Origin of the sequence: Trabulsiella odontotermitis (assembly GCF_001188485.1) — a bacterium.
Lineage (GTDB): Bacteria > Pseudomonadota > Gammaproteobacteria > Enterobacterales > Enterobacteriaceae > Trabulsiella > Trabulsiella odontotermitis_A.
Genome location: NZ_JNGH01000093.1, coordinates 31,684 through 39,441, shown reverse-complemented (window position 1 = coordinate 39,441; position 7,758 = coordinate 31,684). Strand labels below are relative to the sequence as shown.

Sequence of the window (7,758 nt, the reverse complement as noted above, 5' to 3'; positions counted from 1 at the left end):
TCATTACGGTGTACGACAACGGCACGGCGATAGGCAGCACCACCGTGGCAGCGGACGGCAGCTGGAGCATGGCACCATCCACGCCGCTGGGTGAGGGCAACCATGCGCTGACCGTGACCGCCACCGATCCGACCGGGAATACCAGTGCAGAGAGTCCGCCAGTGAATATCGTGGTGGACACCAGCGCGTTGCCGTTAGATGCCAATGACAACGTGATGAACCTACCTATTGAAACGGATGCAACGATTACAACGGAGCATTACAGCGATTTTGGGTTCTTGCTGGTTGGCGCGCTTGGGGATGTTATTTCGCTCCTTGGGGATGATACTGCACAAGTCACATTTGATATCGCTGCAGGTAGTACCGGGAATGTCACGATAGATGCGGCAGGAACGGGAATTGTATTATCACTGCTTAATTCTCTGGAGATCGTTGTTCAGAAATATAATCCCGATACTGGCGCGTGGACAACGGTTGTCGATAGTTCGGATCCTCAATTTGCTTCATTACTCACGTTGGGAAGTAGTGGAATAACGCTTAACCTTGAAGGGCTGGATGGGGGAAGCTATCGCGTTGTCAGTTACAATACCAGTCTGCTGGCGACTGGCTCTTCAACCAGCCTTGATGTGAATGTAGAAGAAGTCAGCGCAGGGACGATCACGGGGGGAACGTCGGGGACAGGAAACGTCATTACGGATGTGGATCCTATTAATGGAAACGATACTGCGCCTTCAGGTATGGTGGTCAGTACAGTGACGGATGCGGACGGTAATGTCATTACGATCCCGGCAGAGGGTATTGATGTAAAGGGTGAGTACGGTACGTTGCATATCAATCAGGACGGATCATATACCTATACCCTGACGGATATGTCGACGTCTGTGATCGGCAAGTCGGAAAGCTTTACTTATACCATTACGCAAAATGGCGATAGTGATTCCGCAAATCTCGTTATTACGTTGGGTGAGGATGCGTCGGCAAGCAGCATTACCGCCGCAGACGACAGTGCACAGTTGACGTTTGATACGGACGTTAGTGCCGTCGATAATGGCACATCGTCACAGGGCAGCTTTACGCTGGTGGGGATCAACCTTGGAGGGGTGCTGGATGTTGACCTGCTGGACGATCTCACCGATCCGATCATCTTCAATGTTGCGGAAGGCTCAACCCGTACCATGACCCTTGAAGCGAGCATGCTTGGTGTCAGTGCGCTCTCTTCATTCGATTTGTATATCTATAAATTTAACGATGTCACGCAGCAGTACGAGCCCTATCGCGTAGAGTCTAGCTGGCTTAACGTGACGTTGCTTGGTGGGACATCTAATCCGCTGACGTTAACGTTACCGGGGGGACAGTATCTGTTCTTGCTTGATACTGCCAGTGGTATCACCGCTGTGAGTGCCTATACGGTGAATATTACTGACGACCATACCTACAGCGTTGCCAGTATCGGTGCTGAAACCAGCGGAAACGTGCTTGATAACGACGCGGGTTCGGTGAGCTTTACCGTAACAGAAGTTAATGATGTGGCGGTCTCTGCGACTGGCGATACGGTGATTCAGGGGCTTTATGGCACGCTGACCATCGATGCGCAGGGTAACTATACTTATACCCTGAAAGATGGCGTGGTCGCTGACAGCATTAAGACGCCGGACAGCTTCGTCTATCAGGTGACGGGTGCCGATGGCGATACGAGTTCTGCATCGCTGAATATTACCCTGACACCGGCCGCCGTCTCTGCGACAGACGACACCAGCGCGTTGCAAACGGTCGCAACCGTGCAGGATTCAGAGGCGTTTTCAGATTCCAGCATTGGCTCTGTCCAGTGGACGACATCGCTCATCAACAATACTTCAGGAAATGGCTCTGGCACGATAGAAGTCGCTGATGGTACCGCGGTGAAAGACGCTGTTCTCCATTTTAATGTGAATTCACTGCTGGCGTTGGCTGGCTTGACTGTGAACTGGCAACTGATGGATGGCGCCACTGTCATTACGAACGGCAGTTTCTCTGGTGCGTCTCTATTGGGTGGTGCCATTGACGTCGCGTTGACAGACATCATTCTCCATTCAGGAAACTATACGCTGAGCTATACCGGGTCGGTAGGCGGGCTTTCCGTTGGTACGATTACGATCACCCCCGGTATTACAGGGACGACGTATCACCTCGATAGTTTTGAAACCTCATGGACCAGCGTCATCAATGGCAACATTTATGATGGTACGGATTCCGCAGGCGTGGTTGATCAACTGACCAGCGTACATACCCAACTGACAATCAATGGCTTCAATGGCAGCACCGCGACGCTAAACCCGGATAGCAGTAATACCGGGGGGGTGGTTCAGGGGCATTATGGCTCGCTCACCATTGATTCTGATGGCAGTTACACCTATACGCTGAACAGCAATGTCGCCATTTCGTCTATCACCACGAAAGAGACATTTAGCTACACGCTTAACGATCAAAACGGGCATGCCGATACCGCCATATTAACGATTGATATCAATCCACAGATGATCAGTACCTCACAGGCGGATGCCGTTACCGGCAGCGTCTATGGCGATACGCTGATTTATCAGCTCCTGAATTCGACGGATGCGACAGGAGGAAATGGGACGTCGGATACATGGAGTAATTTCTCTCTGACGCAGGGCGATGCGATTGATATTGGTGATTTGTTAGTTGGCTGGGACGGCCAGGCATCCTCGCTGGGCAACTTCCTGACGGTGACATCCAATGGCAGTGATACGGTTATTTCCATCGACCGGGATGGTACCGCGGGATCAACCTATGCCTCTACCCAACTCATTACTCTGGAAGATGTCAATACGACGCTTGAGGAATTGATGCAGCAGAATCACATCGTAAGTTAATAACTATAAAGTCCCCCCGAAAGCGTTTAATTCGGGGGGATTTGCTGTTCCTTTTTTCAGGGATATTTATGAGAAAACGTTTGCCGTCCTGGTGGCTATTCTGTGGCCTGTTAGGCATGCAGCCGTGTTTTGCAGAATCACCCATGATTATTCGTTCTGAACTCACTGACGAACAACAAGATCTCCCTTCACTGAACGGCCTGAAGACGTTACCTGATACACCGGCGGCACCCGGCGCGTTGACGCTTAGCCAGGCGGTGGATCGTGCGGTGTTCTGGCACCCCTCCATCAGTGAAGCCATCGGAAAGCTCTATCAACAGACCGAAGCCGTCAACGTCGCCAAATCGAAATATTACCCGCAAGTCAGTGGTGGAATAGAAAACGGGTATACCAGTGCCGACGGTAGCAGTAGTTTTAGTCCGTCCCTGGTTGTGTCGCTTTCTCAGATGTTATACGACTTCGGAAAAACGGCGAGCCAGGTGAGGGCCGAAAACGCCGGTGTGGTGCAACAGCAGGCAAATGTGCTGGTCAGCATTGACACTGTCGTGCAAGAAACAGCGTCAGCACTGATAGACGTGCAGACCTGGCAACAAATGGTAATTATCGCGCACGATCAGCTTGAGGCACTTTCGGCTATCGGAACATTAGCGCGAAGCCGTAACGATGAAGGCGCCAGCTCATTGTCCGATGTGGTACAGACGGAAGCGCGTATTGAGGGGGCTCGTTCGCAGTTGCTGCAATATCAGGCCAACCTGAACAGCGCTCGCGCGACACTAATGACGTATCTAGGGTGGAAAAACCTTAACGACGTCAGCAGTGAATACCCCGAGACCTTTAATCAGAGCTGCGATCTGGCAGAACCTGACGATCGTCTTATCCCGGCCGTGCTCGCCGCATGGGCTCAGGCAAACGTCGCACAGGCCAATCTTGATAACGCTGAGGCGCAAATGACGCCCACGATTTCACTGGAGCCGGAGGCCAGGCACTACCTGAACGATCGTTACACCAATCATGCCACCATGGATAAAACCCAATATACCGCCTGGGTGAAAGTACAAATGCCGCTCTATCAGGGCGGAGGACTGAATGCCCGGCGAGCTGCCGCAGGGTATGCCCTTGAAGCCGCACAATCCACGATCCAGCGTACTCGCCTTGAGGTTCGCCAGAAATTAATGGAATCACGCAGCCAGGCGTTAAGTCTGGCGAATACTATTCAGGTCCAGGCACGCCAGGAAATGCTCAGCGAACGCACGCGCGAACTGTATCAACAGCAGTATCTCGATCTCGGTTCTCGCCCTTTACTCGACGTGTTGAATGCTGAACAGGAAGTTTTCCAGTCACGCTTCACCCAGCAGCAAACGCTGGGGCAACTTCATCAGCTACATATCAGCTGTCTTTATAATACAGGGCGACTACGGAACCGGTTTGATCTCGAGAATAAGTCGATTCAGTCTGTGGAGATCCAGCCATGAGCCAAACCGAAATAGATCAAGCAGAACCCTTAACGGAAGCGTTACTGCAACAATGGGGACAGACCTTTAGCTATGTGGCAAGCCATTACCGGGTGTCGTGCTCTCCGGGATCGTTATTAGCGAGTGCGGCCTGGCTAAAGGGAATGCCCAAACTCACGGCGTTGATGCATCTGGCGAAAGATGCTGGGCTTTCGTTTCAAATACTCACCTCTGAACGGAAAAATATCAACAGCTGGCATTTGCCATTGGTCATTCAGCTCAATGACCAAAAAATTGGCGTGATTGAACGTTTTGATGGCGAGGATATGCTGGATGTCTGTTTTATCGACGCCATCCCTCAACATAATCATGTTTCGCTGAGTCAGTTATTACCTGAGATCCAGCAGGTGGTGGCGTTACGACCACTCGCGTCGGTAAAAGACAGCCGCGTTGAGGCTTATATTTCTCGTTATCGTCCTGACTGGTTATATCAGTTAGTGATGCGCGATCTTCGCCCTTATGGCTACGTGATGCTGGCGGCGTTCTTTATTAACGTGCTGTCGTTGTCAGGGATCCTGTTCTCGATGCAAGTCTATGACCGGGTCATACCTGCACAATCCTCTCCCACGCTTTATGTATTAACCATTGGCGTACTGATCGCGGTATTGTTTGGTTTCTTACTGCGGATCGCCCGGGCGCATATTATGGATCTGCTGGGTAAACGTGCGGATATGCGCGTTTCAGACAGGGTCTTCGGCCATGCGCTCCGTCTGCGTAACAGTGCGATTCCACGTTCCACAGGGAGTTTTATTTCACAGCTCCGTGAATTAGAGCAGATCCGTGAAATGGTCACTTCCTCCACCATCTCGGCGATTGTCGATTTGCCGTTTTTCTTTCTCTTCGTCATTGTCCTGGCCATTATCGCGCCGCAACTGGCCTGGATAGCGCCTGTGGCCGCTATATTGATGGTTTTGCCTGGCCTGCTTTTGCAAAAGCGGCTAGCCGTGCTGGCGCATCAGTCCACCCATGAATCGACATTGCGCAACGCGGTGTTAGTCGAAAGCATTCAGGGGCTGGAAGATATTAAGCTCATGCAGGCGGAAAATCGGTTTTTGCAGCAGTGGAACAGTTACATTCAGATCAGCGCCGAGTCCGGTCTGCTTACCCGTGGGTTAACGCAAGGGCTGATTGGCTGGGGGATTACGGTGCAAAGCCTGGTGTATGCCGGTGTTGTCATGGTTGGCGCACCGTTGGTCATTGATGGTGATATGACGACCGGTGCTGTTGTCGCCGCTTCGATACTGGCGTCAAGGATGGTGGCGCCAATGGCGACCTTATGCGGTGTGTTAGCGAGGTGGCAGCAGACAAAGGCCGCAAAAGAAGGTCTGGACAGTATCATGCAACTGCCCACAGAGAATGCAGGGGACGAAACGCCCGTGCACAGGGATGTGCTACGTGGGCATTATCAGTTCGATCAGGCGCAGTTTTGCTATGGAGGCGAAGAACAGCGTATTGCTCTGCGGATCGACAAACTTGAGATCCGGCCCGGCGAGCATGTGGCGGTTCTGGGCCGTAACGGTGCCGGAAAATCCACCCTCTTACAGGCGCTGGCGGGCAGTATGGATCTGTTAAGTGGCGAGTTGCGTCTGGACAACATTGCTATGCCCCACCTTGATATCGCGGATGTGCGTCGTAATGTCGGCTTTATGACGCAGAATGCACGCCTGTTCTACGGCACGCTGCGCGAGAATATTACACTGGGTAAGCCGCATGCGACGGATGACGATATTTATGCGGCACTGGACATGAGCGGTGCCGCCAGGTTTGTGCAAAAGCTACCGAAAGGGCTGGATCATCCCATTATGGAGAATGGCGTTGGTCTATCCGGTGGCCAACGACAATCTATTCTGTTGTCCAGAATGCTATTGCGGGATCCCAATATTGTCCTGCTGGACGAACCTACCGCGTCGCTGGATGAGCATACCGAAAGGGAATTTATCCACCGCCTTTCGCAGTGGTTGGGCAATCGTACATTGATTGTGGCGACGCACCGCGTACCCGTGCTGGAGCTGGTAGACCGCGTGTTGGTATTAAATGAAGGGGTTCTGGTGATGGATACGCCAAAAAACCAGGCGGTGAATAATAGCCATATGCAGCGTCAGACAACGGGAGGGGAGCTTCACCATGAAAAACAAACCGCGTGATGCTTCCATCGACGATATAGACAATGCACTTGACTCGGAAAGTGGCTACTCAGGGGCGAGAAAAGTGGTTTTATACAGCCTTGCGCTTTTTATTTTAATGGGTGTGTGGGCCTGGTTCGGAATACTGGATGAGGTTTCTACAGGGACGGGGAAGGTGATCCCGAGTTCTCGTGAACAAGTATTACAGTCTCTTGATGGAGGAATACTGGCGGAACTGAACGTTCATGAAGGTGATGTCGTTCAGGCCGGACAAATCCTGGCTCGCCTGGATCCCACGCGCTCGGAGTCTAACGTAGGTGAAAGTGCGGCGCGTTACCGGGCATCCCTGGCATCCAGCGCCCGTTTATATGCAGAAGTAAACGACCAGCCACTGACTTTCCCTGAGACGCTTAATCGTTGGCCGGATTTGATGGCCTCAGAAACCCGTTTATACCATTCACGTCGATCTCAGCTTGAAAATTCTGAGTCTGAGCTTCATCAGGCGCTGGATTTGGTGAATAAAGAACTGGGCATTACCGAGAGGCTGGTAAAAACAGGCGCGGCCAGCCATGTGGAAGTGTTACGGCTACAACGACAAAAAAGCGATTTTGAGCTAAAGCTCACCGATTTACGATCACAGTACTATGTCCAGGCGCGAGAGGCGTTGGCGAAAGCTAACGCCGAAGTGGACATGCTTTCAGCCATTATTAAAGGACGGGAAGATTCGGTGACGCGATTAACGGTTCGCTCACCCGTGCGCGGTATCGTAAAGAATATTAAAGTGACAACCATTGGCGGTGTGGTTCCTCCTAATGGGGAACTCATGGAGATTGTGCCCGTTGATGATCACCTGCTCATAGAAGCTCACCTTTCTCCCCGGGATATTGCCTTTATTCATCCCGGCCAAAAGGCGTTAGTGAAAATTACTGCCTATGACTATGCCATTTATGGTGGGCTAGATGGCGTTGTGGAAACGATTTCACCCGATACCATTCAGGATGAAGTAAAACCGGAAATTTTCTACTATCGTGTTTATATCCGCACCAATCTCGATTATCTCGTGAACAAAGCCGGGCGTCATTTTTCGATTTCGCCAGGCATGATTTCGACAGTAGATATTAAAACGGGAGAGAAAACGGTGATGGATTATTTGCTTAAACCATTCAACAAAGCGAAAGAGGCGATGAGGGAACGCTGAGAAGGCGTTAGTGAGGCATCATCTTCTGATGGAAAGGTTAGTCAACTGGAAAT

At 51.5% G+C, this 7,758-nt stretch carries 4 protein-coding genes; all 4 read left to right on the top strand.

Translation table 11 applies throughout. The features are described from left to right. A partial coding sequence (locus GM30_RS13305) for a beta strand repeat-containing protein (protein ID WP_155483978.1) occupies nt 1-2,873 on the top strand: 2,873 nt, incomplete at its 5' end. Nucleotides 2,874-2,989: 116 nt separating this feature from the next. Continuing rightward, entirely contained in the window at nt 2,990-4,345 is a 1,356-nt protein-coding gene (locus tag GM30_RS13300) for a TolC family outer membrane protein (protein ID WP_420802262.1), read from the top strand. After that, nucleotides 4,342-6,528, top strand: a complete 2,187-nt coding sequence (locus GM30_RS13295; protein WP_049849002.1) for a type I secretion system permease/ATPase — start codon at nt 4,342-4,344, stop codon at nt 6,526-6,528. The genes GM30_RS13300 and GM30_RS13295 overlap by 4 nt, the downstream gene beginning before the upstream one ends. Continuing rightward, nucleotides 6,509-7,705, top strand: a complete 1,197-nt coding sequence (locus tag GM30_RS13290) for an HlyD family type I secretion periplasmic adaptor subunit (RefSeq protein ID WP_049849001.1) — start codon at nt 6,509-6,511, stop codon at nt 7,703-7,705. The genes GM30_RS13295 and GM30_RS13290 overlap by 20 nt, the downstream gene beginning before the upstream one ends. Nucleotides 7,706-7,758 lie beyond the last annotated feature (53 nt).

Bases quoted from the DNA above. Each gene is read 5' to 3' on its own strand.
- GM30_RS13290 (WP_049849001.1), top strand. From the start codon at position 6,509: ATGAAAAACAAACCGCGTGATGCTTCCATCGACGATATAGACAATGCA.
- GM30_RS13295 (WP_049849002.1), top strand. From the start codon at position 4,342: ATGAGCCAAACCGAAATAGATCAAGCAGAACCCTTAACGGAAGCGTTA.
- GM30_RS13300 (WP_420802262.1), top strand. From the start codon at position 2,990: ATGCAGCCGTGTTTTGCAGAATCACCCATGATTATTCGTTCTGAACTC.